We start from the raw sequence: 24,916 nt of genomic DNA, 5'->3' as shown, positions 1-24,916 counted from the left end.
CTCCACGGGCCGTGCGCGCGGGCCGGGGCGAGACTCGGGGCCATGGATGTTCGCCGTCCCCCCGCCCCGCGGCCGTCCGTCGCGGCGGCCGTGCTGCTGATGGCCGCGCTGCTCCTCGCCGGCTGCTCCGGACCCTCCTCGCCCCGCGATCCGCGTGACGCGACGAGCCAGGCCGCCGCGCCCCGGGCGAGGACGGCCGCCGACGACCTGCAGGACGCCTATCTGCGGGTGATCCAGGACGTCCTGCCGTCGGTCGTGCAGATCCAGGCCAAGCGTGACCTCGGCTCGGGTGTGGTCTACGACGACAAGGGACACATCGTCACCAACGCGCACGTCGTCGGCAACGAGAAGACCTTCCGGGTGACGACCGCCGGCAGCGAGCGCGAGCTGACCGCGCGACTGGTGGCGTCGTACCCCCCGCAGGACCTCGCCGTCGTCCGGCTGGACGACCCGCCGGACGGGCTGCGGCCCGCCACGTTCGGGGACTCCCCCAAGGTGCGGGTCGGGCAGATCGTGCTGGCCATGGGGTCGCCGCTCGGGCTGTCGTCCAGCGTGACCCAGGGCATCGTCTCGGCGACCGGACGGAACGTCACCGAGGGCGGGGACGACGGCGGGACGGGCGCGACGATCGCCAACATGGTGCAGACGTCGGCGGCCATCAACCCGGGCAACAGCGGCGGCGCCCTCGTCGACCTGGACAGCCAGGTCGTCGGCATCCCGACACTCGCCGCCGTCGACCCGGGCGCGGGCGGCGCGGCGCCGGGGATCGGGTTCGCGATCCCCGCGTCGACGGTGCGGAAGATCGCCGATCAGATCATCGAGAACGGCCGGGTCACCGACTCGGGCCGGGCGGCGCTCGGCATCACCGGGCGGACGGTCGTGGACTCCGGCCTGGAGCCGGCGGGTGTGGCCGTCGTCTCGGTGCAGTCGGGCGGCGCCGCCGACAAGGCCGGGCTGAAGCCGGGCGACGTCATCACCCGGCTGGGTGACACGGACATCACCACCATCGCGTCTCTGTCGGAGGCGCTGGCCGCCGACGAGCCGGGGGAACGGACGTCGGTGACGTTCACCCGCGAAGGGGACGAGAAGAAGGCGGATGTGACGCTGGGTGAGCAGTGACGGGGGTGACGGGGCGGGAGTGACGGGGGGCGGGGGCGTACGGCCCCCCGCCCCGGTCGCGTCACGCCTCGGCGTGCAGGCTCATCGGCCCGTAGATCTCGGTGGCGTCCTCGAACAGGCGGACCTGGTCCGCACCGCCCTCCTGAAGTTCCTTCCAGTGCTCCCCGATCCATGACTCGGCGTCCCCCTGGGTGGTGAACTCCTCGGGCTGCACCGCGGGCTGGACCTCCGCCCCGTCGGCCTTCTCGAACCGCCACGTCCATGCCGCCATCTACGCCTCCAAGGTGTCAGCACGTGCAAAGGGAGAGCCGGAACGAGGTCCGGCTCCTGCGCTGAGCCTAGTCGGCTGCGCGAGACCTGCGCCGACAGGTGAAAATCGGGGCGTGGAACTGACTCTTCTCGGCACCGGCGCCCCCGCGGGACTCCCCCGCCCCGACTGTCCGTGCGCGGCGTGCGCGAGCGCGCTCGGCGAGGACGCGCGGGCCGCCACCTCGCTCCTCGTGGACGGGACGCTGATGCTCGACCTGACACCGGGGGCGGCGTTCGCCGCGGCGCGGGCCGGGCGTTCGCTGGGGTCCGTGCGGCAGGTGCTGCTGACGCATCCGCACAACGGACCCGCCGTGGAGGTGCCGGCGGGGGTGCCGCAGCCGGGCCGGGTGCCCGACGGGCGGGAGCTGGCGCTGCTGACGGGGCATCGGGTGCGGGCGGTGGCCATGGACGCGCCGGGCACCGGCTACGAGGTCACCGGGCCGGACGGGAAGCGCCTGCTGTACCTGCCGCCCGGGTGCGCGCCTGCCGGGCTCGAGGAGGGTGCGGTGGGGCCGTACGACATGGTGGTCGCCGATGTCGTGGGGCGGCCGGACGCGCTGGCGAAGCTGCGGGCGGTGGGGGCGGTCGGGCCTGCCACGGACGTCGTCGCCGTCCATCTGGACCACGACGTGCCGCCGGGCCCCGAGGTTCGGCGGCGGCTGGCGGCGGCGGGGGCGCGGGCGGTGCCGGACGGGACGACGCTGGTGGTGGGGGCGTCCGGGCACGGGGCCGAGGTGCCGGGCGGGCCCCGGCGGACGCTGGTCCTGGGCGGCGCGCGGTCCGGGAAGTCGGTGGAGGCGGAGCGGCGTCTGGAGTCGTTCCCCGACGTGCTGTACGTGGCGACGGGCGGGACGCGGGGCGGGGACACCGAGTGGGCGCAGCGGGTCGCCGCGCACCGGGAGCGGCGGCCGGGGTCGTGGCGGACGACCGAGACCTGCGATCTGGTGCCGCTGCTGGCCGAGGAGGGCGCGCCGCTGCTGGTGGACTGTCTGTCGCTGTGGCTGACGGACGCGATGGACGCGGTGGGGGCGTGGGACGACGCGGTGTGGGCGGACGGCGGGGAGCGGGCGTTGCGGGAACGCGTGCGCTCGCTGGTGGAGGCGGTGCGGGCTGCTCGGCGGACCGTGGTGGCCGTGTCCAACGAGGTGGGGTCGGGGATCGTGCCGGCGACGGCCTCCGGGCGGCGGTACCGGGATGAGTTGGGGCGACTGAACGCGGCGGTCGCGGGTGAGTGTGAGCAGGTGTTGCTGGTCGTGGCCGGGCAGGCCGTGGTGCTGCGCGGCTGAGGGGGCCATTGGGCGGTTTGTCGGCGGGTGCGGGTCGGGTGTGGCTGGGCGCGCAGTTCCCCGCGCCCCTTGAGCGCGCTGGTGGTGCCCGGGCTTTCGGGTCAGGTGGGTTGTTTGCGGGCGATGACTCTGTAGGCGTTCGACATGCGGGTGTGGCGGAGGAGCGGGGTCAGGAGGTGGTCCAGGGTCCAGGCCAGGGCCACCAGGGGGAGGCCCAGGCGGTCCAGGGGGGACGGGAGCAGGCGGGAGAGGATCAGGGACGTCGTCGCCGCCAGGTCGTACGGGAGGTGGGCGGCGCTGTGGTCCGTGGTGACGACCGTGCAGCCGTGGGCCTCCAGCGTCTCGCGGAGCGCGTCGGCCGGCAGCAGGTGCAGATGCCCGGGGCGGCTGTGCGGGACCCAGGCCGGGCCGAGGAGCTTCGCGAACAGGCAGCGCGGGTTCGGCAGTTCGAGGATCAGGTGGCCGCCGGGGCGCAGTACGGCGAGTGCGGCGCGCAGTTCCGCGAGCGGGTCGGGGGCGTGCTCCAGGTGCCGGAACATGCTGACGACGTCGTAGCGGGCGCGCAGCCGGTCCGTGATGCGAGGGTCCGTCAGATGCCCGACGTGGGCCTCCTCCACGCGCTCGGCGACCCGCGCCTGCAGCACCCGGTGGCCGGCGTCGAGGCCGTCGAACGCGGTGTACGGGAACACCTCCTTGGCCGTCTCCGGGAAGCGGCCGTAACCGGTGCCCACGTCGAGCCAGCTCTCCGGCTCGGGGAGGCCGAGCGCGGCGCGGGCGGCGGCGCGCAGATGGCGGGGGCCGCGCCGGGTGAGCCCGAGGTGGCGGGGGACGAAGGTGTGCTCCCGGCACGCGGCGAGGGTGAACGCGCAGGTGGTGTCCGGGCGTTCGGCGGGTGCGGTCGCGGTCATGAGGGGCTCCCGGGCGTGGGCGTACGGCAGGGGCGTACGGCGGAGACGGTGCGAGCATGCCCCGACAATCCACTGCAAAACGGAACGTATGGGATGCCGATGGTGGGTGCAACGACGTCACCCGGGCGTGGTGGGCGCGCGGCGCCGTCGCCGGAGCGGCCGGGGGGCCGATCTGTTCGAGCGGTGCCGGTACTGTTCGGCGAATGAGCTCGCTTCAACTCGACGACTTCACTGATCTGATCGAGCGCCCCGACGCAGCGGTGCGCCGTGACGCCGAGGCACGCCGTGAGCGCCAGTCCGTGCCGCCCGGGGCGCTGGGCCGCCTCGACGAGCTGGGCGAGTGGCTGGCCGCCGCCCAGTCCGCGGTGCCGGTGCGCCCCGTCGAACGGCCCAAGGCGGTCCTGTTCGCCGGGGACCACGGGGTCGCCGAGCTCGGCGTGTCGGCGCGGCCGGCAGGCAGCGCCACGGAGCTGGTGCGGGAGATCCTGGAGGGCGCCCGGCCGGTGTCCGTGCTGGCGCGCCGGCTCGGCGTCCCGGTCCGGGTGGTCGACATGGCGCTGGACTGCGACCCGGGCTCGCTCCCGGAGGACGTCGTACGGCACCGGGTGCGGCGCGGCAGCGGCCGTATCGATGTCGAGGACGCGCTGACGCCCGAGGAGGCCGAGGCCGCGTTCCGGGCGGGGATGGCGGTCGCCGACGAGGAGGCCGACTCGGGTACGGACCTGGTGGTCCTGGGCGACGTGAGCGTCGGCGGGACCACGGCGGCCGGGGTGCTGGTCGCCGCGCTGTGCGGGACGGACGCCTCGGTGGTGACCGGGCGGGGCGGGGTCGCCATCGACGACCTGGCGTGGATGCGCAAGTGCGCCGCGATCCGGGACGCGCTGCGCCGGGCGCGGCCGGTGCTGGGCGACCAGTTGCAACTGCTGGCGACGGTGGGCGGGGCGGACCTCGCAGCGATCACCGGATTCCTGTTGCAGAGCGCGGTGCGCAAGCTGCCGGTCGTACTGGACGGGGTCGTGGTCGCCGCCTGCGCGCTGGTGGGCCAGCGGGTCGCGTTCCGGGCGCCGGACTGGTGGCTGGCGGCGCATGTCAGCGGGGAGCCGGGCCAGGCGAAGGCGCTGGACCGGATGGCCCTGGAGCCCCTGCTCGACCACGGTGTCCGGGTCGGCGAGGGCACCGGCGGGCTGCTGGCGCTGCCGCTGGTGCAGGCCGCCGCGGCGCTGGCGGCGGAGCTGCCGGAGGTCCCGGCGAAGACGGACGAGCCGCAGGAGACCGTGGTGGAGTAGGAACTGGCAGGGGCGGCCACGCCTGGACAGCAGGCGCGGCCATGATGGCGCCCGTCACTGCTGCCCGAGTGGGGCCCGCGGTACCAGGCCGTACGAGCCGGCTGGACGCGGCGGCGATGGCGGGGTCTCCCCCTGGCGTCCGCCGCCGTCGGTCTTACGGGGCTCGCACGCGTGCTCCAGCAGCGGTCCTGGGGGCCGACCGGTCGTCCGGAACCCCGGGGGCGTATGGGCCGAAACTCCGCTGCGGCACGCACTCGCGCCCACCCCGCTGTCCCCGTGCCCACCGCCGACCTGCCAGTGCGGGGCGCGATCGGGACAGGTCATCGGCCGGCGGCACGGGCGACCGCCACGGCAGGTGCTCTGCCCGGTCGCCGCGGTGCGTCAGCGGCGTTCCAGGGCGCGGGCGGGCTCCACGTCGGGGGCGCCGCCGAGCCAGTCCTGAAACTTGCGGCTGGGGACGAGCCAGCGCCGGTCGTGGTGGTAGGAGCGCAGCAGGGACTTGGCGCGGGCCCGCGGGCGGCGGCGGTAGAAGCGTCTCGCCCAGGGGGACGTGGGCCGGGCCAGACGGATGGCGCCGAACAGGGCCACGAACGGGATGACCACGCCGAAGACCGCCATCTTGGCCTTGCCCTTGTACAGGGCGAGCAGGGCGACCAGGAAGTTCCCGCCGATGGTGCCGAGCACCGTGCCGCGGTTCTGCATCTCGTTCTGGTTGAGGTCGTTGACGCCGAAGGGCGCGTAGCCGAGCAGGAGCAGGCCGACGAGAGCGGTGGTGAGCACGACCATCTCGACGCTCTTGCGGCCGTCCTCGCTCCAGTACACGTCGTCCAGGTGGAGGATCAGCGCGAACTCGTCCATGACCAGTCCGGCGCCCACCCCGAAGATCACGGCCGCGGCCGCCGAGCCGAAGCCGTGCGTGCCGCCCGCGACGGCGCAGAAGCCGCCGATCACGGTGAGGATGATCCCCGGGACGACGTGGTGGATGTGGACGGAGCCGCTGCTGATGTTCCGGAAGGGGCCCTTGCCCGCCCGGATGAGGCGGGTGATGACCCGGGTGACGAGGAACGTCACCACGAAGGCGGACAGGGCCAGGAGGAGGGGGAGCTTCCCCGGTTCGACGATGTTGCGCTGCCACCAGTCACCCATGTCCTCAGTGTGGGCGGGACGGGGGTGGGCTGCCCGGCGGGACGGACGTCCGGGCTACTCTGCGGGCGTGTCCATGACCCCACCGCTCCCGCACGGCCTCCGTTTCGCCTTCGGCACGCTGAGCGTGCTCCCGGTGCGGGTGGAGCGCTGGGACCGGGACGCGGCGCGCGGCGGGATGCTGTGCGCTCCGCTGGTCGGGGTGGTGCTGGGCGGCGGCGCGGCGGCCGTGGGTCTGGTGCTGCTGTTCCTGGGCGCCGGTCCGCTGCTCGCGGCTGTCGCGGCGGCCGCCGTCCCGGCCGTCCTCACCCGTGGGCTGCATCTGGACGGGCTCGCCGACACCGCGGACGGGCTCGGCAGCGGCAAGCCGGCCGAGGACGCGCTGCGGATCATGAAGCAGTCGGACATCGGCCCGTTCGGCGTGATCACGCTGCTGTTCGTCCTGCTCGCACAGGTGGCCGCGCTGGCGCGGCTGTACGACGACTCGTGGGCCCGGGGCGCCCTGGCCACCGTCGTCGCGGCCGTCACCGCCCGGCTCGCGCTCACCCTGGCCGCCCGGACGGGTGTGCCGCCCGCGCGCCCCGAAGGGCTGGGGGCGGCGGTCGCCGGGGTGGTCCCGGCGCGGGTCGCGGCCGGTGTCGCCCTGGCCGTGACAGTGGTGGCCGCCGCCGCGGGGGCGCTCCTCGGCACGGACGACGCGGTGCGCACCGCGGTCGCGGTCCTGGCCGCGCTCGGCTGCGGCGAGCTGCTGCTGCGGCACTGCGTCCGCCGCTTCGGCGGGGTCACCGGCGACGTCTTCGGCGGGCTCGCGGAGACGGCGGCCACGACCGCGCTCGTCGTGCTGTCGCTGGGCTGAGCCCGCGGCGGGGAACCGCCGCCCGTCGCCGGGCGGGCGGTCCCCCACGGACCGGTGCTACGGGAGCCGCAGCGTCACGGCCGTCTGGAGCAGCTCCGGTGTCGTCCACGCCGAACGCAGACCCGCGTACGGGCTGCCGAACACGGCCGTGCCGAGGAGGAGTTGCTTACGGGTGCCCTCCGGCACGGTCACCGGGATCTGCACACCGGAGGGCGCGCTGACGGTGACCTTGGAGCCGACCCGGTAGGCCGTCACCCGGTTCTGGGAGAGGGCCGTCTGCCAGGCGTCACGGCGCTTGAACTCGGTGCCGATGGCGCTCTGGCGGAGGTTCTCCAGCGGGGTGTTGTCCGCGAACAGGGCACGGTGGTCGGCGAGCACCTTGTCCAGGACCGGGTAGAGGATCCGGTCCTCGGCCAGGTTGGACTGGTGGACGTAGTGCGGGCGCGGGTCGTTGGAGATGACGTGCCCGAGGGCGGCCCGGGCCTCCTGCGGCACGATGTGCTCCGCGTACCCGGTCGCGACGTCCAGCGGCTCGTCCAGGCAGGTGGAGGAGGAGCTGGACTCGCAGATGCCGCTGCCGCCGTCGGCCTTCGAGGTGTAGATCCAGTTGTACTCGTCGGCCATCTCCTCCGCCGTGCCCGTGTTGTAGTACACGTTCATCGGGTAGCGGGGGACGGTGAGGGCGGAGCCGACCGGGCGCTGGGCGGCCTCGCGGGAGTTGTCCGAGGCGATCCACTTGACCCCGTTGTCGGCGAGGGCGCCGGCCAGGTTGGGGTTGTCGACGGGCTGCTGCGGCAGGTTCTTCAGACCCGAGTGCTCGCCGGTGACCAGTTCCGTGCGGTCGAGCGGGAGGCCCTTGGTCACGCCCCAGGAGTGGTTGTCCCGGATCTGGGCGGAGATCTCCGACCGGCTCATGTACCGCACGGAGCCGTCGGCGTTCTTGGCGCAGCTCCACGGCACGGTCGAGGTGTCCTGCACACAGCCGAGGAACGGGTGCGTGTAGGTGTGGTTGATCCAGCGGTACTGGTTGCGGTCGGCGAGCAGCCGTGCGGCGAGCGCGTCTGTGCCGCCGTGCTCGGCCTTCCACTCCTCGCCCGAGCCCGCGTTGTAGACCATGTCGAGCCGGAAGCCACTGTCGCGCTGCCACTGGGCGGCGCGGACGGCGTCCTGCTCGGTCATCCGGATCGGCGGGGCCTCCTCGCCGCCGCCCCCGACGCAGTCGATGTCGCCGGGCGTGCAGTTGCGCTCGGTGTCCCAGCGGGCGTCGGGCGCGAAGACGTCGTCGACGTGCACGGCGAGGTAGTTGCGGGCCTGGCCGAGGTGGACGCCCTGGGTCAGCCACTCGACGATGCCCCGGGCCAGCAGCCGGAACTGCTGCTGGTACTGGTTGTACGCGAAGGTGACGACGAGCTGGCGGCGCCCGTCGGCCACGTACTCGCCGACCAGGCTGCCCCGCCCGGAGCCCCCCGGCACCGGGATGTCGACGTAGCTGGTGAAGCCGGCGCGGGGCCGCGCGGCGTAGCCGTAACTCTCCGGCACGGTCGGGTCGTTGTCCTCGAAGGTGAAGGCCCCGTCGAGGTAGCCGAAGGCGCCGGCCCGGCCCTGGGCGGTGACCGCTGCCTCGTGCCCGTCGAGGCTGCCCGCCCAGCCTCCCTCGGTGGTGTAGTCGAGGCCGACGCCCGGGTGGGCCCAGGTGTAGGCGTCCACCTGCGGGATGCCGAAGGTGCGCTCGAAGTTCTCCAGCGCGGTCTGCTCGGCCGAGCCCGCTCCGAACGGCGCCTCGTGGGGCAGTACGACGCCCTGGTACTTGGCGCGCGGGGTGCCGCCGACGGTGTCGCTGAGGAACCCCTGTGTGACGGCCGGGCGGTTCGTGTCGTTCAGGTCGACGGTGGTGTACGGGATGCCGGTGCTTCTCAGCTGTGCGGTGATGGCCTGGACGGCGCTGCCGCCGTCGTCCACCACCAGCACCTCGAGGTCGACGCGCGGTGTGGCCGCGGCCGAGGCTCCGGGCACCCCCAGGCCCAGGGCCAGCAGACCGGCGGCCGCCGATACGGCGGCCGTGTCTCTCCAACGGTGCGCTCTCTGCGCCATGGTTCGTCCTTCCCCCCCAGAGGATCCCCGGGCGCTCCGCGTGCGGGAGCTGCGGAGGATCCGTGGAAATCATGCGAAACGGCGAGCGGATCACTCGCCGGAAACCACACGAGTGTGACTCAGCTCACCGGCACCGGGGATCGGGAAAGCGGCGCGACGCCACGGACGGGTGAACGACCGCAGGAATGAGCGAACGCTCACGCGAGCGTAGGCTCAGCCGCAGTGTTCGTGCCGTACCGGGGAAGGCCCCGCTGACACCCGCACCGCCAGGTCGGAACTAGGGTCGGCCCTCGGGCCCGGCCGACCCACACCTTTCGGCCACCGCAACTTCACATCGGAAGCGAGAAATCACCACAGTGACTGCTCTGACTCTCAGCACCGCCGCGGCGCCCGGCCTGCGCGTCGACGCGCTCGTGATCGGTGTCGCCAAGGGCTCCGGCTCCAAGGGCGCGGGCCTGGTCGTCGCCCCCGGCGCCGAGGCCGTGGACCACGCGTACGACGGCAAGCTCGCCGGCGTCCTGGAGACCCTCGGCGCCTCCGGCTCCGAGGGCGAGGTGACGAAGCTCCCCGCCCCGTCCGGCTTCAAGGCCCCGCTCGTCGTGGCGGTCGGTCTCGGCGCCCTGCCCGAGGACGAGGAGGCCGGCTTCGACGGCGAGGCCCTGCGCAAGGCGGCCGGTATCGCCGCGCGCGCCCTCGCCGGCTCCAAGAAGGCCGCGTTCGCGCTGCCGCTGGCCGACGCCGCCGACCTCGGCGCGATCGCCGAGGGCGTCCTGCTGGGCGCCTACTCCTTCGACGCGTACAAGGACACCGCCGGAGAGCGCAAGAACGGCAAGGCGCCCCTCGCCGAGGCCGCGCTGCTCGGCGCCAAGCCCCGCGACAAGGCGCACAAGGCCGCCCTCGAGCGCGCCACGGCCGTCTCCGAGGAGCTCAACCGCGCCCGCGACCTCATCAACACCCCGCCGAACGACCTCAACCCCGAGTCCTTCGCCGCGATCGCCACGGCGGCCGCCAAGGAGCACGGCATCAAGGTGCAGGTGCTCGACGAGAAGGCGCTCGCCAAGGGCGGCTACGGCGGCATCCTGGGCGTCGGCGCCGGTTCCGCCGCCGGCCCGCGCCTGGTGAAGCTGACGTACACGCACTCGCGCAACGCCAGGCACCTCGCCCTCGTCGGCAAGGGCATCACCTACGACTCGGGCGGCATCTCGCTGAAGCCGGCCGGGCACAACGAGACGATGAAGTGCGACATGAGCGGTGCCGCCGCCGTGTTCGCCGCCGTCGTCGCCGCCGCGCGCCTCGGCCTCGAGGTCAACGTCACCGGCTGGCTGGCGCTGGCCGAGAACATGCCCTCCGGCTCCGCCACCCGTCCCGGTGACGTCCTGCGCATGTTCAGCGGCAAGACCGTCGAGGTCCTCAACACCGACGCCGAGGGCCGGCTGGTCCTGGCCGACGCGCTGTGGGCGGCCTCGCAGGAGAAGCCGGACGCCATCGTGGACGTGGCGACGCTGACCGGCGCGATGGTGCTGGCGCTCGGCAACCGCACCTTCGGCGTCATGGCCAACGACGACGCGTTCCGCGCGGCCGTCGTGGAGGCCGCCGAGGAGGTCGGCGAGGCGTCCTGGCCGATGCCGCTGCCGGAGCACCTGCGCAAGGGCATGGACTCCCCGACCGCCGACATCGCCAACATGGGTGAGCGGATGGGCGGCGGCCTGGTCGCGGGTCTCTTCCTGCGCGAGTTCGTGGGCGAGGGCATCACCTGGGCGCACCTCGACATCGCCGGCCCGGCGTTCAACGAGGGCGGCCCGTTCGGGTACACGCCCAAGGGCGGCACGGGCTCCGCGGTGCGGACGCTGGTGCGGCTGGCCGAGCTGACGGCCGCCGGCGACCTGGGCTGACCTCGGGATCCCGGCCGACGGGGCCTCGCACGCGGGTAGGGCGAGGCCCCGTCGCCGTCCGGTTCCGCCCCGTCGGACGGCGCCGAGTGGGACGTCTCACACACAGGCCCGGCGTCTCGTTCGGTGTGGACAAGTGCGAAGATGGGGCTCGGCAGGACAGGGCCCCACCAAGGGCCGAAAGAACGAGCGGCCGGACACCAGCCGCCGACCGGTCACTGGAGACCGGCGTGGCGCACATGCATGGAGGACGTGACGTGGCGAACGACGCCAGCACCGTTTTCGACCTAGTGATCCTCGGCGGTGGTAGTGGCGGTTACGCCGCGGCCCTGCGCGGAGCGCAGCTGGGCCTGGACGTCGCCCTGATCGAGAAGGACAAGGTCGGCGGCACCTGCCTGCACCGGGGATGCATCCCCACCAAGGCCCTGCTGCACGCGGGCGAGATCGCCGACCAGGCCCGCGAGAGCGCGCAGTTCGGCGTCAAGGCCACTTTCGAGGGCATCGACATCGCCGGGGTCCACAAGTACAAGGACGGCGTGATCGCCGGTCTGTACAAGGGCCTCCAGGGTCTCGTGGCCTCCCGCAAGGTGACGTACATCGAGGGTGAGGGCCGGCTGTCCTCCCCCACCTCCGTCGATGTGAACGGGCAGCGGGTCCAGGGCCGCCACGTGCTGCTGGCGACCGGTTCCGTGCCGAAGTCGCTGCCGGGCCTGGACATCGACGGCGACCGGATCATCTCCTCGGACCACGCCCTGGTCCTGGATCGCGTGCCGAAGTCCGCGATCATCCTGGGCGGCGGTGTCATCGGCGTCGAGTTCGCGTCGGCGTGGAAGTCGTTCGGCGCGGACGTCACGGTCATCGAGGGTCTGAAGCACCTCGTTCCGGTCGAGGACGAGAACAGCTCCAAGCTCCTGGAGCGCGCGTTCCGCAAGCGCGGCATCAAGTTCAACCTGGGCACCTTCTTCCAGAAGGCCGAGTACACCCAGGACGGTGTGAAGGTCACCCTCGCCGACGGCAAGGAGTTCGAGGCCGAGGTGCTGCTGGTGGCCGTGGGCCGCGGCCCGGTCTCGCAGGGCCTGGGCTACGAGGAGCAGGGCGTCGCGATGGACCGCGGCTACGTCCTGGTCGACGAGTACATGCGCACCAACGTGCCGACGATCTCCGCCGTCGGTGACCTGGTCCCGACCCTCCAGCTCGCGCACGTCGGCTTCGCCGAGGGCATCCTGGTGGCCGAGCGGCTGGCGGGCCTGAAGACCGTCCCGATCGACTACGACGGTGTCCCGCGGGTGACCTACTGCCACCCGGAGGTCGCCTCCGTCGGCATCACCGAGGCCAAGGCCAAGGAGATCTACGGCGCGGACAAGGTCGTCGCCCTGAAGTACAACCTCGCGGGCAACGGCAAGAGCAAGATCCTGAACACCGCGGGCGAGATCAAGCTCGTCCAGGTCAAGGACGGTGCCGTGGTCGGCGTCCACATGGTCGGCGACCGCATGGGCGAGCAGGTCGGCGAGGCCCAGCTGATCTACAACTGGGAGGCGCTGCCGGCCGAGGTCGCCCAGCTCATCCACGCCCACCCGACGCAGAACGAGGCGCTCGGCGAGGCCCACCTGGCCCTCGCGGGCAAGCCGCTGCACGCGCACGACTGACCCTCGGCCGACGAAGCGACTCCGCGTCCCAGCGACGCCCACAGACTTCCGCAATTCGTAAGGAGCAACCGAAACCATGGCGGTTTCCGTAACCCTTCCGGCGCTCGGCGAGAGCGTCACCGAGGGCACTGTCACCCGCTGGCTGAAGGCCGAGGGTGAGCGCGTCGAGGCCGACGAGCCGCTGCTCGAGGTCTCCACCGACAAGGTCGACACCGAGATCCCCTCCCCCGCCTCCGGCGTGCTGTCCTCCATCAAGGTCGCCGAGGACGAGACCGTCGAGGTCGGCGCCGAGCTGGCCGTGATCGACGACGGCAGCGGCGCCCCGGCCGAGGCCCCGGCCGCCGAGCCCGAGCCCGAGCCCGCCGCGGCTCCGGAGCCGGCCGCCGCCGCGCCGTCCACCGAGCAGGCCGCCCCGGCGCCCGCTCCGACCGCCGAGGCCGCGTCCGGCGGCGGGTCCGCCGAGGGCACGGACGTCGTCCTGCCCGCGCTCGGCGAGTCCGTCACCGAGGGCACCGTCACCCGCTGGCTGAAGTCGGTCGGTGACTCCGTCGAGGCGGACGAGCCGCTGCTCGAGGTCTCCACGGACAAGGTCGACACCGAGATCCCCGCCCCCGCGTCCGGCACCCTGCTGGAGATCGTGGTCGGCGAGGACGAGACGGCCGAGGTCGGCGCCAAGCTCGCCGTCATCGGTGCCGCAGGTGCCGCTCCGGCGGCCGCCCCGGCGCAGGAGGCCCCGGCCCCCGCCGCCGCTCCGGCACCGGCTCCGGCTCCGGCTCCGGCCCAGCCCGCCGCGCCTGCCCCGGCCCCCGCGGCTCCGGCCGCGCCCGCCGCTGCCGCCCCGGCTCCGGCCCAGCCGGCCGCCCCGGCGCCCGCTCCGGCGGCCCCGGCCGCTCCGGCTCCGGCGAAGGCCCCCGCGGCCCCCGCCGCTCCGGCCGCCCAGGCGACCGACGAGGGCGCCTACGTCACCCCGCTGGTGCGCAAGCTCGCCGCCGAGCACGGCGTCGACCTGGGCTCCGTCAAGGGCACCGGCGTCGGCGGCCGTATCCGCAAGCAGGACGTCGTCGCCGCCGCCGAGGCCGCGAAGGCCGCCACCGCCGCGCCGGCTCCGGCCGCCGCCGCAGCCCCGGCCGCCAAGAAGGCGCCCGCGCTGGAGGCCTCCCCCCTCCGCGGCCAGACCGTCAAGATGCCGCGCATCCGCAAGGTCATCGGCGACAACATGGTCAAGGCGCTGCACGAGCAGGCGCAGCTGTCCTCGGTCGTCGAGGTCGACGTCACCCGCCTGATGCGCCTGCGCGCCCAGGCCAAGGACTCCTTCGCCGCGCGCGAGGGCGTCAAGCTCTCCCCGATGCCGTTCTTCGTGAAGGCGGCGGCCCAGGCGCTGAAGGCCCACCCGGTCATCAACGCCAAGATCAACGAGGCCGAGGGCACGATCACCTACTTCGACACCGAGAACGTCGGTATCGCGGTGGACTCCGAGAAGGGCCTGATGACCCCGGTCATCAAGCACGCCGGCGACCTCAACATCGCGGGCATCGCCAAGGCCACGGCGGAGCTGGCGGGCAAGGTCCGCGGCAACAAGATCACGCCCGACGAGCTGTCCGGCGCGACCTTCACCATCTCCAACACCGGTTCGCGCGGTGCGCTCTTCGACACGATCATCGTGCCGCCGGGCCAGGTCGCGATCCTCGGCATCGGTGCCACGGTCAAGCGCCCGGCGGTCATCGAGACCGAGGAGGGCACGGTCATCGGCGTCCGCGACATGACGTACCTGACCCTGTCCTACGACCACCGCCTGGTGGACGGCGCCGACGCGGCCCGTTACCTGACGGCGGTCAAGGCGATCCTCGAGGCGGGCGAGTTCGAGGTCGAGCTCGGCCTCTGATCCCTCCTGATCGACGACACGGCGCCCCGCCCGGACTTTCCGGGCGGGGCGCCGCTCGTACAGCAGGGCCCGACCGCAACGCCCTCAAGGGGCGCGGGGAACCGCGCGACCGGCCACGACGATCCCGCACACGCGCATGGACCCCGCACACCGAGCTCGTGGGCGCCCCTCGCACCGAACCCTGTGTAAGTCTCGTCTCACCTGCACCAAAGCACCGTCGTCACCCCTCCCCCCAGAGCACCCGGGCCGTATTGTCTAAACGTCAACGCGCCTTAAGGAGCTCTCATGACCGCCCCCGTCATCCACTCGCTGCGCGAACAGATCCGCGAGCACATCCTGGAGGGGATCATCAGCGGGCGCTGGCAACCGGGCGAGCGGATCGTCGAGCGGCGCATCGCCACCGAGCTGGAGGTCAGCCAGACCCCGGTCCGGGAGGCACTGCGCGAGCTGGAGTCGCTGCGGCTGATCGAGTCCGCCCCCAACAAGGGCGTACGGGTGCGCAACCTGACCGCCGGCGACCTGGAGGAGAGCTACCCCGTCCGGGCCGGCCTCGAGGCCATCGCCGCCGAGCTGGCCGCGGACACCCTCGCCGAGGACTGCTCCGCCCTGGAACCGCACGTGGCGGCCCTGTACGAGGCCGACCGGGACGCCGACGGCACAGGTCAGGTGCGGCACACGGTGGGCTTCCACCGCGAGCTGGTCCGGGCCGCGGGCAACTCGGTGCTGCTGCACACCTGGGAGGGCCTCGGCATCGAAGTCTTCACGGCTCTGTCCATCCGCTGGCTCGGCACCGTTCAGCAGTCGTACGCGGAGGAGCACGAGGAGCTCGTCCAGGCGTTCCGCCGTCGGGACCCGAGGATCGCGGAACTGGTGAAGGCGCACGTGCTCGGGTGCGCCCCGCGCGCCTGATCGACAGGCGAGCATCACCCCGCTCACCTGCGGAAATCCTTCGAAAACACGGCACCGGGTGCCATTCACCGAGGCACCGCATGCCTACTTTCCCCGGATCGCGATGTTTTACCCGGGAACCCTTTGATCGATCATCGATCAGGGAGTTATTGTCACCGCTGGACCTCCACCGAGGTCTCCCGCCCTGTCCTGCCAAAGACAAAGGGCAACCCCCGAACCCTTGCCGATGAGGGAACCCCCTTCGACTGAGGAAGGCGGCGACATGACCGACCCCAACGCCATCCAGCCGAGCGCGCTCGACCAGCTCCACGACCACGACCCGGAGGAGACCGCCGAGTGGCAGGCCTCGCTGGACGCGGTCGCCAAGGCGGCTGGCCCGCACCGCGCCGCCTACCTGATGCGCCGCACGCTGGAGCGGGCCGAGGGCACCGGCATCGCGCTGCCGAAGCTCCTCGAGACCGACTACGTCAACACCATTCCGACCGCCGGTGAACCCGGCGTGCCCGGTGACGAGGAGATGGAGCGCCGGATCACCGCGTGGAACCGCTGGAACGCGGCCGCGATGGTCACCCGGGGTGCCAAGCACGGCGTCGGCGGCCACATCGCCACCTTCGCCTCCGCCGCCTGGCTCTACGAGACCGGCTTCAACCACTTCTTCAAGGGCAAGGAGGGCGACGGCAGCGGCGACCAGCTCTACATCCAGGGCCACGCCTCGCCGGGCATCTACGCCCGCGCCTTCCTCGACGGCCGCCTCACCGAGCAGCACCTGGACAACTTCCGCCAGGAGGCGGGCGGCGACGGCCTGCCGTCGTACCCGCACCCGCGCCGGCTGCCCTGGCTGTGGGAGTTCCCGACGGTGTCCATGGGCCTCGGCCCGCTGTCGGCGATCTACCAGGCGCGCTTCAACCGCTATCTGACCGCCCGCGGGATCAAGGACGTCTCGTCCTCGCACGTCTGGGCGTTCCTCGGTGACGGCGAGATGGACGAGCCGGAGTCCACGGCCGCCCTCGCACTCGCCTCCCGCGAGGGCCTGGACAACCTGACCTTCGTCATCAACTGCAACCTGCAGCGCCTCGACGGCCCGGTCCGCGCCAACTTCAAGATCGTGCAGGAGCTGGAGGCCCAGTTCCGCGGCGCCGGCTGGAACGTGGTCAAGACCCTGTGGGGCACCGCCTGGGACGAGCTGTTCCAGCTCGACACCACGGGCGCGCTCGTACGCCGGCTGCGCGAGGTACCGGACGCGCAGGTGCAGACGTACCAGACGCGCGACGCCGCCTACATCCGCGAGGACTTCTTCGGCAAGGACCCGGCGCTCGCCGAGATGGCGAAGCTGCTGAGCGACGACAAGATCCTCGAGTGCTTCCACCTCTCCCGCGGTGGCCACGAGGCGCGCAAGGTGTACGCCGCCTACAAGGCCGCCGTCGAGTTCAAGGGCGCACCGACCGTGATCCTGGCCCAGACGGTCAAGGGCCACACCCTGGGCGAGGGCTTCGCGTCGAAGAACGCCAACCACCAGATGAAGAAGCTTTCGGTGGACGAGTTCAAGGCGATGCGTGACCGCCTCGAACTGCCCATCAAGGACAGCGACTTCGTCGACGGCGTGGTGCCCTACGGCCACCCCGGCGCCGACTCCCCCGAGGTCCGCTACCTCCAGGAGCGCCGCGCGGCCCTCGGTGGCCCCGCCCCGGCCCGCCGCCTGCACCCTGTGGCCCCGCTGCCGGCCCCCGCCGACAAGGCGTTCGCCGCCTTCGACAAGGGCTCCGGCTCGCAGAACGTGGCCACCACCATGGCGTTCGTCCGCCTGGTCAAGGACCTGGTCCGCGACAAGGAGACCGGCCGGCGCTGGGTGCCGATCGTCCCCGACGAGGCGCGCACCTTCGGCATGGAGAGCCTCTTCCCGTCCCTCGGCATCTACTCGCCGAAGGGCCAGACGTACGAGCCGGTCGACCGCGACCAGCTCATGTACTACAAGGAGGCGAAGAACGGGCAGATCCTCAACGAGGGGATCACCGAGGCCGGTTCGATGGCCGACTTCATCGCCGCCTCGACGTCGTACGCGACGCACGGCGAGGCGATGATCCCGTTCTACATCTTCTACTCGATGTTCGGCTGGCAGCGCACGGCCGACCAGATGTGGCAGCTCGGCGACCAGCTCGGCCGCGGCTTCCTCGTCGGCGCGACGGCCGGCCGCACCACGCTGACCGGTGAGGGCCTGCAGCACGCCGACGGCCACTCCCCCGTCATCGCGGCGACCAACCCGGCGGCGCTGTCGTACGACCCGGCCTTCGCCTACGAGGTCGCGGCCATCGTCAAGGACGGTCTGCGCCGGATGTACGGCGAGGCGGCCCCGGGCGAGGACCAGGACGTCTTCTACTACCTGACCGTCTACAACGAGCCGCTGCCGCAGCCCGCGAAGCCCGCGGTGGACGGCATCGACCAGGGCATCGTCAAGGGCCTGTACCGCTTCAACACGGCGGAGACGGCCGGGCTGTCCCCGGCGGCGAACGCCCCGCGCATCCAGCTGCTGGGCTCCGGCACCGCGATCCACTGGGCGCTGAAGGCGCAGAAGCTGCTCGCCGAGGAGTGGGGTGTGGCCGCCGACGTGTGGTCCGCGACCTCCTGGACGGAGCTGCGCCGCGACGCGCTGGAGGCCGACGCGGCCCTCCTGCGCGGCGAGGAGCGGACCCCGTACGTCCGTCAGGCGCTCCAGGGCGCCGAGGGCCCGGTGCTCGCGGTCTCCGACTACATGCGCCAGGTGCCGGACCAGATCGCGCAGTGGGTCGAGCAGGACTGGTCCTCGCTCGGCGCCGACGGCTTCGGTCTCTCCGACACCCGTGACGCGGCCCGCCGCCACTTCGGGGTCGACGCCGAGTCGATCGTGGTCGCGGCCCTGGCCCAGCTCGCGAAGCGCGGCGAGGTCAAGGCGACCGCGGTGAAGGAAGCCCGCGAGAAGTACGGCCTGTAAGCGGCCGGGACGGCAGGACGATCGGACGAAGGGGCACGGCACTCGCCGTGCCCCTTCGCTGTCAGTGGGTTTCGGCATGATGACCGTATGCGTGCCGCTCGTCTGATCAAGATGGTCCTGCTGCTCCAGGCCCGGCCCTCCATGACCGCCGCCGAGCTGGCGCGGGAGCTGGAGGTGTCGGAGCGGACGGTCACCCGGGACGCGCAGGCGCTGTCGGAGGCCGGCGTCCCGGTCTACGCCGAGCGGGGCCGGGCCGGCGGGTACCGGCTGGTCGGCGGGTACCGCACCCGGCTGACGGGGCTGGCGCGCGGCGAGGCCGAGGCGCTGTTCCTCAGCGGGGTGCCGGGGGCGCTGCGCGAGATGGGCCTCGAGGACGCCGCGTCGGCCGCGCGCCTGAAGGTGTCGGCCGCGCTGCTGCCGTCGCTGCGCGACGCCTCCCGTACGGCGGCCCAGCGCTTCCATCTGGACGCGCCGAACTGGTTCACGGAGCCGAGGACGCCCGAGCTGCTGCCCGCCGTCGCGGACGCCGTGTGGGACGACCGCCGGATCGTCGCCCGCTACCGGCGCGGGGAGGACGAGGTCGAGCGGGAGCTGGAGCCGTACGGGCTCGTGCTGAAGGCCGGCGTCTGGTACCTGTGCGCCCAGGTCGCCGGGGCCGGTGCCCACCGGGTGTACCGGATCGACCGGTTCACCGCCGTCGACACCGGTGAGGGGCGGTTCGAGCGGGACGAGGCGTTCGACCTGCCGGCGTTCTGGGAGGAGCGGGCCGAGCAGTTCGCGCGGTCGATCCTGCGGACCGAGGTCGTCCTGCGGGTGTCCCCCGAGGGAGCGCGCGCCCTCCCGCACGCCCTCGACCGGCGGGCCGCGCGGGAGGCGCTGGAGGCGGCGGGCGCCCCGGACGGGGACGGCTGGGTGACGGTGACCGTCCCGGTGGAGTCGGAGGAGGTCGCCCACGGCCAGGTCGCGGCGCTCGGCCCGCGGGTCGAGGTGCTGGCCCCGCGGTCGCTGCGGGAGCGGTTCGCCGCCGACGCGATACGTCTGGCCGCCCTGTACGCCGACCGAGCGCACGCCCCATAACAATCCGTCGCACTCCACGTGCGCCCCACCGGTCCAGGGCCGATGCTTGACCCGTGATGGACGAGACGGAGTTCTGGGAGCTGGTGGACACCACCCGTGAGGCCGCCGAGGGCGACCCCGAGGAGCAGGCCGATCTGCTGGTGGAGCGGCTGGTCCAGCTGGACCCGGACGCCGTGCTCGACTTCGCCCGCCACTTCGAGGCCCGCTACAACCGGGCGTACACCTGGGACGTGTGGGGGGCCGCCTGGGTCCTGCTCGACGGGGCCAGCGACGACGCCTTCGACTTCTTCCGCTGCTGGCTGATCGGCCAGGGCCGCGAGGTGTACGAGGGCGCGGTGCACGACCCGGACTCCCTGGCCGAGCTGCTGGACGACTTCGACGAGGAGTTCGACGGCGACGGAGAGGAGCTGGGGTACGCCGCCGACGAGGCGTACGAGCAGCTCACCGGTGCCGTCGCCCCCGACCTCGGCCTGCCGCCCGCGCCCCCTGAGCCGTCCGGCACCCCGGTGGACTTCGAGGACGCGCGGGCGCTGTCGGAACGCTTCCCCCGGCTGTGGGAGCGGTTCAAGGGCTGAGCCGGGGCGGTTTCAGGGCCGGCCCTGGAGGCGGGCCGCGGTGGCCCTGATCTCCGGGAGGCGGGCGCTGAGGGCGGCGCCGGGGCAGGTCGTCGAGTAGCCGTCGTTGTGACCGGCCACGGCGGGCAGCGTGGCGGTGGTGCCGGAGGCGTAGCGGCTGAGGTCGTTGCTGGAGGTCAGCCGCACCTCGGCGCGCGGGTCCGTGCCGGACAGGCCCAGCTTCCACGCCACGACCGCCGCGATCGCGTCGGTCATCGCCTTCGGGACGGGCACCCCGGCCGTGAAGGTGCCGAGGGCGGCGACGCCCGCGGTGCGGTGGTTGAAGCCCTGGGTGTGGGCGCCGGTGACGGGCCGGTCGGTGCCGCCGGCCCGGCCCTCGTAGATCGTGCCGCAGCGGTCGACGACGAAGTTGTAGCCGAGGTCGTCCCAGTGCCGGCCGCCGGTCTGGCCGGCGTAGAGGTGCTCGATGATGCTCGGGGACTCGGCGCAGTCGTAGTCGTTCGGCGAGTCGGTGTGGTGGACGAAGACGGCGACCACCTTGTCGTCGTAGCGCGGGGGCGGCTGGGTGTGCAGGCTCTCCTCCTCCAGCCAGACGTCCCGGGGCACGATGGGCGGCCGGGACGCGTGGTACGAGGCGGGGCGCGCCGCGACGGGCCGTTTCTCCCGCTCGGCGCTCCGCTCCACCCCGTCGGCGCACAGCACGAGCGCGAGCGCGGCGGCCAGACCCGGCACGCAGCCGAGGACGACGAGGGCTCCCCGTCCCCCGGGGAGACCCCGCACCCGTTCCGCCGTGACCCGTCGGATGGCACGCATGGTCCTACTGTCCGACGGATCGGGTCCGCCCGCGATGTGTGGTGGGACACCGGGTGGAACCATCATCCGGGTCCGGGGCGTTCCTCCAGGTGTACGCAGCGTGGCCGAATCGCGGTGACACGCCGCCGCGCGCTGATCATCGAGCGTCCGGCACGCGTACTAAGAGGTCCTGCTACCGGGTCCTGGAGAAAGGCGGCTCAGTGGACCTGCTCGACATCGTGCTGCTGCTCGTGATGGTGGCCTACGCGGCCTCCGGCTACCGGCGCGGGCTGGTGGCCGGCTGTGTCTCGCTGGCCGGCTTCGTGGGCGGCGCGGCGATCGGCGTGTGGCTGCTGCCGTGGGTGATGGACCTGGTCACGCCGGGCACCACACGGGCGACGGTGGCCGCGGTGCTGACCGTGCTGCTGCCCGCCGTGCTGGTGCACGAGCTGGCCGGGCGGCTGGCCCTGCGGCTGCGCCGGGAGCTGGACCGCGGGCCGTTGCGGGTGGCCGACGGCGTCGGCGGGGCCGTGGCCAACGCGGTGGCCGTGCTGATCGTGTCCTGGGTGGCGGCGAGCGTGCTGGCCGCGTCCTCCTCGCCGCTGCTGACGTCGGCGATCCGTGACTCCCGGCTGCTGGGCGGCGTGCAGGAGGCCATGCCGGACACCACCCCGGCCTGGTTCTCGCGGGCCACCTCCGCGCTGACCGAGGCGGGCTTCCCGCAGGTCTTCAACCCGTTCGAGAACGAGTCGACGGCCGAGGTCGCCAAGCCCACCGGCGACAGCGTCACCCCGGCCGCCACGGAGGCCGCCAAGCGCAGCACCGTCAAGATCGAGGGGTCCGCGGGCACCCAGGGCCGCGAGGGCAGCGGCTTCGTGTACGCCCCGCAGCGCGTGATGACCAACGCGCACGTGGTGGCCGGCATCGACCGGCCGGACGTCCGTGTGGGCGGCGTCGGGCCGTCGTACGCGGCGCGGGTGGTGCTCTTCGATCCCCGGCGGGACGTGGCCGTGCTGTACGTGCCGCAGCTGCGCGCCCCCGTCCTGCGCTTCGACGACGAGGCCGCGCGCGGCGACTCGGCGGTCGTGGCGGGCTACCCGGAGGACGGCGCGCTGGACCTCCAGGCGGCGACGGTCGCCGGCCGCATACAGGCCACCGGCCAGAACATCTACAACGACGAGACGGTGACCCGCGAGATCTACTCGATCCGCTCCACCGTGCGCCCGGGCAACTCGGGCGGACCGCTGCTGACCACCGACGGCCGGGTGTACGGGGTGGTCTTCGCCCGGTCCACGACCGACGACGAGACCGGCTACGTCCTGACCGCGGACGAGGTGGCCTCGTCCGCCCAGCGCGCGGCGACCTCGACGGTCCCGGTGGACACCGGGGACGTGGTCACCTCGTGAGGCGAGGGCGCGTCCCGGGGCGTACGGGGACGTATCCGGGCGGGTTCCGGGCAGGATGGCGTGCATGGATCTGTCGAGAATCGTGGTCGCCGGCTCGTCCGGTCTGATCGGTGCCGCTCTGGTGCGCTCGCTCGTCGCGGACGGGCACGAGGTGGTCCGCCTGGTGCGCCGGGAGCCCCGTGCTGCGGACGAGGTCCGCTGGGACCCCGACGGCGGCCGGGTGGCGGCCGAGGTGCTGGCCGGGTGCGACGCGGTGGTCAATCTGGCCGGTGCGAACGTGGGGGCGCGGCGCTGGACCGACGCGTACAAGGAGAGCCTGCGGCGCGGCCGGGTGCGGGGCACGGCGGCGCTCGCCTCCGCGATGGCGGGACTGAAGCCCGGGGAGCGGCCGCGGGTCTTCGTGAACGGCAGCGCGATCGGCTACTACGGCGAGACCGGCGCCCGGGTTGTCGACGAGTCGAGTCCGCCCGGCGAGGGCTTCCTGCCGGAGCTGTGCGTGGAGTGGGAGGCCGCGGCGGCGCCCGCGCGGGAGGCGGGGGTGCGGACGGTGTGCGTGCGCACCGGCCTTGTGGTGGCCCGCGAGGGCGGGGCGTGGGGGCGGCTGTTCCCGCTGTTCAAGGCGGGGCTGGGGGGCCGGCTGGGGGACGGGCGGCAGTACTGGTCGTTCGTGTCGCTGCACGACGAGGTGGCGGCGATCCGGCATCTGCTGGACGCCGAGGACCTGTCGGGGCCGTTCAACGTGACCGCTCCCGAGCCGGTGACGAACGGTGAGATCACCGCGTCCATGGGGCGGGTGCTGCACCGGCCGGCGCTGCTGCCGGTCCCGGCGCCCGTCCTGCGGACCGTGCTCGGCGAGATGGCCGGGGACGTGCTCGGCAGCCAGCGGGTTCGGCCGAAACGGCTGCTGGAGTCGGGCTTCACCTTCGCGTTCCCGGACATCGACGGGGCGATCCGGGCGGCCCTGCGGTAGGGCGTGTTCCGGAAGTGGCGAGCCAGACGGGCTTGCGAGGACGCCCTAAGGCACGGATGTCCGTATGCGACCGCCGTGCGACCGTGCTCTGTCGATGCGCGACTGCACCTGACCGATCGCGTCCGTAACCTCGTGCCGAACTCGGGTATTTCCTGGGCCAGTTGGGGGCATGACGTCTCCACCGGCCGCGCAACCTCGAGGAGGGGCACGTGCTTGAGCCCGCGTACCAGGCGGACGTCGTCATCGTGGGAGCCGGGGTCGCCGGGCTCGCCGCGGCGCACCGGCTGACCAGCGCAGGAATAACCACCGCGGTCCTGGAGGCGGCCCCCTGTCCGGGCGGCCGCATGTCGACCGAGAAGGTCGACGGCTTCCGGCTGGACCGGATCGGGCAGCTTCTGTCGACGTCGTATCCCGAGCTCCGCCGGACACCGGCCCTGGACGCGCTCGCGCTGCGGTCCTTCGCCCCGGGGGTGCTGCTGCACAGCGACGGGCGCCGCCACCGCGCCGGAGCGCTCACCGGCCCGGCGGGCGCCCGGCGCGCGAGGGGCGCACTCCACGCCGTACGCGCCCTGGCGAGCGCCCCCAGGGCCTCCGCGGTCCCCCGGGCGCGCACCGGAGCACCGCTGGGCACGGCCGTCGACCAGGCACGCCTGGGCGCGGCGCTCGCCCGGCTGGCCTCCGCGCCCGTCGAACGGCTGCTGAACCGCCCGGAGGCTCCGGCCGCGCAGGCCCTCGCGGAACGCGGCATCCCGCCACGCACGATCGAAGGATTCCTGCGGCCGCTGCTCGCCGCCCTGCTGTACGACCCGGAGCTGACGACGTCCAGCCGGTGCGCGGACCTCGCGCTGCACGCCTTCGCGGGCGGCCGGCTGTGCCTGCCCGAGGGCGGCGCCGATGCCCTGCCCGAGCTGCTGGCGCGCTCGCTGCCGCCGGGCACCGTGCACACCGGGGTGCGGGTCACCTCGATCGCCACGACGGCCGTCACGACCGCCGAGCACGGCGAGATCCGGTGCCGCGCGGTACTGCTGGCCACCGACGCGCGGACCGCCGGCGAGCTCCTGCCGGGGCTGCGCGTGCCCGGCTTCCACCCGGTGACGGTCCTCCACCACACGATGGACGAGGCACCGGACACCGGCGCCTCGCTGCTGCTGGACGCCGACCGGAGCGGCCCGGTGGCGCACACGGCGGTGATCAGCCTCGTCGACCCGAGCCGCGCCCCGGCCGGCCGCGCCCTCGTCACCTCGACGGTCCTCGGCACCCCGCCCCCGGACGTCGACACGGCCGTGCGGATGCACCTCGCCCGGCTGTACGGCACCTCGACGGCCCGCTGGGAGACGCTGGCCGTGCACCACACGCCCGAGGCCGTGCCCGCGATGACCGCCCCGCACGACTTGCGCCGCCCGGTACGGCTGCTGGCGGGCCTGTACGTGTGCGGCGACCACCGCGACACCAGCACGGTCCAGGGCGCCCTGCACTCGGCCCGCCGGGCCACCACGGCGATCCTCACGGACCTGGGCGCGGCGGGCTCCCTGAACCGCTCGGAACCCTTACGCACGGCGGCCTGACCGGGGCGGCCTGACCGGGGCGGGCCGGAGCCCGCCCGGACGGCCGCCCCAGCCCCGCGCTCCCGGCACGGACCGGCCACTCGGCCCGGCGAGCCGCCGCCGGACGTCACGGACGGGGTGGCCGGGCCCCGGCGAACTCTGGACGCGCCTGCCCGGCCCCGGCCCCGCATCCGCTCGGCCGTCCACCCGAACCGGACGCGGCCCCCGCGGACCGGCCGTCCGAGGCCGGGTGGACCCGCTGC

General features: G+C 73.5%; 19 protein-coding genes. 14 read left to right on the top strand and 5 right to left on the bottom strand.

Going from position 1 to position 24,916, the window contains the following annotated elements; all coding sequences use genetic code 11:
- Positions 1-42: 42 nt before the first annotated feature.
- A complete protein-coding gene (locus tag ADL34_RS34265; protein ID WP_062667602.1) occupies positions 43-1,119 on the top strand; it encodes a S1C family serine protease in 1,077 nt (358 codons plus the stop codon).
- 61 nt (positions 1,120-1,180) lie between these two features.
- Here ADL34_RS34265 and ADL34_RS34260 read toward each other — a convergent pair whose 3' ends face one another.
- Entirely contained in the window at positions 1,181-1,390 is a 210-nt protein-coding gene (locus ADL34_RS34260; RefSeq protein ID WP_062667600.1) for a hypothetical protein, read from the bottom strand.
- A 112-nt stretch (positions 1,391-1,502) separates the two neighbouring features.
- On the opposite strand from ADL34_RS34260, the gene ADL34_RS34255 reads away from it, so the two are divergent.
- A complete protein-coding gene (locus tag ADL34_RS34255; protein WP_062667598.1) occupies positions 1,503-2,714 on the top strand; it encodes a bifunctional adenosylcobinamide kinase/adenosylcobinamide-phosphate guanylyltransferase in 1,212 nt (403 codons plus the stop codon).
- A gap of 101 nt (positions 2,715-2,815) precedes the next feature.
- Here the strand turns inward: ADL34_RS34255 and ADL34_RS34250 are convergent, their stop codons facing one another.
- Positions 2,816-3,622 carry a class I SAM-dependent methyltransferase gene (locus tag ADL34_RS34250; protein WP_062667596.1) on the bottom strand — a complete coding sequence of 269 codons (807 nt, stop codon included), beginning with the start codon at positions 3,620-3,622 and terminating at the stop codon, positions 2,816-2,818.
- 203 nt (positions 3,623-3,825) lie between these two features.
- Between ADL34_RS34250 and cobT the strand changes: the two genes are divergently transcribed.
- A complete protein-coding gene (gene cobT / locus ADL34_RS34245; RefSeq protein WP_062667594.1) occupies positions 3,826-4,908 on the top strand; it encodes a nicotinate-nucleotide--dimethylbenzimidazole phosphoribosyltransferase in 1,083 nt (360 codons plus the stop codon).
- Between the two features lie 381 nt (positions 4,909-5,289).
- On the opposite strand, the gene ADL34_RS34240 is transcribed toward cobT, so the two are convergent.
- Positions 5,290-6,054: a hypothetical protein gene (locus ADL34_RS34240; RefSeq protein WP_062667592.1), complete on the bottom strand. Its 765-nt coding sequence runs from the start codon at positions 6,052-6,054 to the stop codon at positions 5,290-5,292.
- 73 nt (positions 6,055-6,127) lie between these two features.
- Between ADL34_RS34240 and ADL34_RS34235 the strand changes: the two genes are divergently transcribed.
- A complete protein-coding gene (locus ADL34_RS34235; RefSeq protein ID WP_062667590.1) occupies positions 6,128-6,907 on the top strand; it encodes an adenosylcobinamide-GDP ribazoletransferase in 780 nt (259 codons plus the stop codon).
- Between the two features lie 57 nt (positions 6,908-6,964).
- Here the strand turns inward: ADL34_RS34235 and ADL34_RS34230 are convergent, their stop codons facing one another.
- Positions 6,965-8,998: a hypothetical protein gene (locus ADL34_RS34230; protein ID WP_062667589.1), complete on the bottom strand. Its 2,034-nt coding sequence runs from the start codon at positions 8,996-8,998 to the stop codon at positions 6,965-6,967.
- Between the two features lie 356 nt (positions 8,999-9,354).
- Between ADL34_RS34230 and ADL34_RS34225 the strand changes: the two genes are divergently transcribed.
- The 7 genes from ADL34_RS34225 to ADL34_RS34195 all read left to right on the top strand — a co-directional run bounded on the left by ADL34_RS34225 (position 9,355) and on the right by ADL34_RS34195 (position 19,941).
- Complete coding sequence (locus ADL34_RS34225; RefSeq protein WP_062667587.1) at positions 9,355-10,890, top strand: leucyl aminopeptidase; 1,536 nt, start codon at positions 9,355-9,357, stop codon at positions 10,888-10,890.
- Between the two features lie 254 nt (positions 10,891-11,144).
- Positions 11,145-12,533, top strand: a complete 1,389-nt coding sequence (gene lpdA / locus ADL34_RS34220; RefSeq protein WP_062667585.1) for a dihydrolipoyl dehydrogenase — start codon at positions 11,145-11,147, stop codon at positions 12,531-12,533.
- A 76-nt stretch (positions 12,534-12,609) separates the two neighbouring features.
- Complete coding sequence (gene sucB / locus ADL34_RS34215) at positions 12,610-14,415, top strand: 2-oxoglutarate dehydrogenase, E2 component, dihydrolipoamide succinyltransferase (protein ID WP_062667583.1); 1,806 nt, start codon at positions 12,610-12,612, stop codon at positions 14,413-14,415.
- Between the two features lie 285 nt (positions 14,416-14,700).
- Positions 14,701-15,324 carry a GntR family transcriptional regulator gene (locus ADL34_RS34210; protein ID WP_062667580.1) on the top strand — a complete coding sequence of 208 codons (624 nt, stop codon included), beginning with the start codon at positions 14,701-14,703 and terminating at the stop codon, positions 15,322-15,324.
- Between the two features lie 262 nt (positions 15,325-15,586).
- A complete protein-coding gene (aceE, locus tag ADL34_RS34205) occupies positions 15,587-18,289 on the top strand; it encodes a pyruvate dehydrogenase (acetyl-transferring), homodimeric type (protein WP_062667578.1) in 2,703 nt (900 codons plus the stop codon).
- An 87-nt stretch (positions 18,290-18,376) separates the two neighbouring features.
- Complete coding sequence (locus ADL34_RS34200; protein ID WP_062667576.1) at positions 18,377-19,366, top strand: helix-turn-helix transcriptional regulator; 990 nt, start codon at positions 18,377-18,379, stop codon at positions 19,364-19,366.
- 56 nt (positions 19,367-19,422) lie between these two features.
- Positions 19,423-19,941 (top strand): DUF4240 domain-containing protein, encoded by a 519-nt coding sequence (locus tag ADL34_RS34195; RefSeq protein WP_062667574.1) that lies wholly within the window; start codon positions 19,423-19,425, stop codon positions 19,939-19,941.
- A gap of 12 nt (positions 19,942-19,953) precedes the next feature.
- Here the strand turns inward: ADL34_RS34195 and ADL34_RS34190 are convergent, their stop codons facing one another.
- Positions 19,954-20,754, bottom strand: a complete 801-nt coding sequence (locus ADL34_RS34190; RefSeq protein ID WP_234375174.1) for a peptidoglycan recognition protein — start codon at positions 20,752-20,754, stop codon at positions 19,954-19,956.
- A gap of 200 nt (positions 20,755-20,954) precedes the next feature.
- On the opposite strand from ADL34_RS34190, the gene ADL34_RS34185 reads away from it, so the two are divergent.
- From ADL34_RS34185 to ADL34_RS34175, 3 genes are all read left to right on the top strand, one after another.
- Positions 20,955-22,139 carry a MarP family serine protease gene (locus tag ADL34_RS34185; protein WP_062667573.1) on the top strand — a complete coding sequence of 395 codons (1,185 nt, stop codon included), beginning with the start codon at positions 20,955-20,957 and terminating at the stop codon, positions 22,137-22,139.
- A 64-nt stretch (positions 22,140-22,203) separates the two neighbouring features.
- Positions 22,204-23,109: a TIGR01777 family oxidoreductase gene (locus ADL34_RS34180; protein WP_062667570.1), complete on the top strand. Its 906-nt coding sequence runs from the start codon at positions 22,204-22,206 to the stop codon at positions 23,107-23,109.
- 209 nt (positions 23,110-23,318) lie between these two features.
- Positions 23,319-24,674 carry an NAD(P)/FAD-dependent oxidoreductase gene (locus tag ADL34_RS34175; RefSeq protein WP_062667568.1) on the top strand — a complete coding sequence of 452 codons (1,356 nt, stop codon included), beginning with the start codon at positions 23,319-23,321 and terminating at the stop codon, positions 24,672-24,674.
- Positions 24,675-24,916 lie beyond the last annotated feature (242 nt).

This window comes from Streptomyces sp. NRRL WC-3605, from assembly GCF_001509795.1.
GTDB lineage: Bacteria > Actinomycetota > Actinomycetes > Streptomycetales > Streptomycetaceae > Streptomyces > Streptomyces viridochromogenes.
The sequence above is the reverse complement of the archived record's forward strand: the minus strand, read 5'-3'. Positions and strand labels throughout refer to the sequence as shown.